3 protein-coding genes are annotated in these 1,870 nt (G+C 62.6%); 1 reads left to right on the forward strand and 2 read right to left on the reverse strand.

Annotated features, from left to right (window positions below; genetic code table 11):
- Together ABB26_RS18420 and ABB26_RS18425 are read right to left on the reverse strand one after the other, a co-directional pair.
- A partial coding sequence (locus tag ABB26_RS18420) for an efflux RND transporter periplasmic adaptor subunit (protein ID WP_245626274.1) occupies window positions 1-362 on the reverse strand: 362 nt, incomplete at its 3' end.
- 216 nt (window positions 363-578) lie between these two features.
- Window positions 579-806 (reverse strand): hypothetical protein, encoded by a 228-nt coding sequence (locus ABB26_RS18425; RefSeq protein WP_057631857.1) that lies wholly within the window; start codon window positions 804-806, stop codon window positions 579-581.
- A gap of 125 nt (window positions 807-931) precedes the next feature.
- Between ABB26_RS18425 and ABB26_RS18430 the strand changes: the two genes are divergently transcribed.
- The coding region (locus ABB26_RS18430; RefSeq protein ID WP_057636148.1) for a LysR family transcriptional regulator at window positions 932-1,870 on the forward strand (939 nt) is incomplete at its 3' end.

The raw sequence follows: 1,870 nt of genomic DNA on the forward strand, positions 1-1,870 counted from the left end.
GGCCGAACTGGCGCGCGCTCGGATTCACTGCGTGCCAGTGCCGCCTGCGTGCGAGCGCGCGCCAGTTCGGCCTGTGCGCGGTTGAACTCAGCCTGGTAACTGCGCGCATCGATGGTGAACAGCACGTCGCCCTTCTTCACCTCCTGGCCTTCGACGTAATTGACCTTGTCGATGTAGCCGGACACACGCGGGCGCAGTTCAACACTCTGCACCGCTTCGACGCGGCCGCTGAACTCGTCCCATTGGCTGACCTGCTTGACCAGCACCGGCGCGGCGCTGACCTCGGGCGCTGGCGGCATGCCGGCTTCTTCGGCGTGACCGCCACTGCAGGCGGCGAGGACGGCAAGGGCAAGCGCGGACATGCCGAAAGTGGCAATGCGCCGCGTGATGCGGGAGGGGAAGGAGATACCGTTCATGTCATGCATCCATGGGGGAGTGGAAGGAAAACGAAAGTCCAAATCGAGCGGGTATGCAGCCATGCGCGGCGCAACATTCCGGGGCACTGCCGCGCAGCGCTGCGCACGCACCCTTGAAAGCGACGTTGCGGAATCGCTGAATACGCGGGAGCAGTGTCCCGCTCACGGAAATTTTTCTCCCACTGATGGGACAAAGAACCGCAGGCAACGCACCAGACCATCCCGAATCACGCCCTCACCCACGCGCTTGGCGGCCACTTCGGAATCCTTGAAAAGGCTTTCAAAGTTCAATGGATTCAGGTTGTTGACCGAAAAACGGTAATTGGAATTACCAGAGAACGCCGGAGTACGGCGGGTCTGACGGAACGGGGCGAGGTGGCGCAGGCGCATGGCTGCAAATCCGGACTTGGCGGAGGACGAAACAGTAATCCTCTAATCCAGACTTGATTAGTACGAATTCAAGGGAATAATCATCCCGTCGCCGGCACAATCCCGCTGCCGCTAGAGCGCCCCCCATGGCCAACGATCTCAATGACACCCTGATCTTCGTGAAGGTGGTCGAACAAGGAAGTTTCACCGCAGCCGCCCGCCTGCTTGGGCAGCCCAAGACCACCGTCAGCCGCAAGGTGCAGGAACTGGAAAGCCGGCTCGGTGCGCGCCTGTTGAATCGAACCACCCGCCGCCTCGGCCTGACCGAAGCCGGCACCGTCTACTACGAACATTGCCAGCGCATTGCCCGTGAACTGGAGCAGGCCGAAAGCGCGGTGAGCCAGCTGCAGTCCGGCCCACGCGGCTGGTTGCGCTTCACCGTGCCCTACTCGATGGGCACGATGTGGATCGCACCATTGCTGAACCAGTTCCAGGCGCAGTACCCGGAAATCCGTGTCGACATGCATCTGGGCAACGAGAAGCTGGACCTGATCGCGGGCGAAACCGACATGGCCTTGCGGGTCGGGCCGTTGCCCGACTCCAACCTGGTCGCGCGCAAGCTGGGCCGGCTGCGCAGCCAGGTGTTCGCCAGCCCCGGTTACATTCAACGTTACGGCGAGCCGCGCCATCCCAGCGAGCTGCAGTTCCACCGCACGCTGGCGGTACGCAAGGCCCACAACCACAACAACCGCTTCAGCTGGACGCTGGCCGAAGCCGGTGGCGAGATGCAGGAATTCATCGTCAACCCGGCACTGGTCGCCAATGACCCAGCCGCGTTGAACACCATGCTGGTGGCCGGTGAGGGCCTGATGTTGAGCAGCGACGTGATGGCCAAGCCGTTCGTCGAGTCGGGCATGCTGCGTCGCGTACTGGCCGGTTGGACCGGGCCGGAGTATGACTTCAACGCGGTCTTCGCCGGTGGCGGCATGGTGTCACCGAAAGTGCGCGCGTTCATCGACTTCCTGGTCGACAAGCTCAATTTCGACGTCAACTACATGATGCTGCAGTGCCCGAACGCAGGGCGC

The organism is Stenotrophomonas humi (assembly GCF_001431415.1).
GTDB classification, from domain to species: Bacteria; Pseudomonadota; Gammaproteobacteria; order Xanthomonadales; family Xanthomonadaceae; genus Stenotrophomonas; species Stenotrophomonas humi.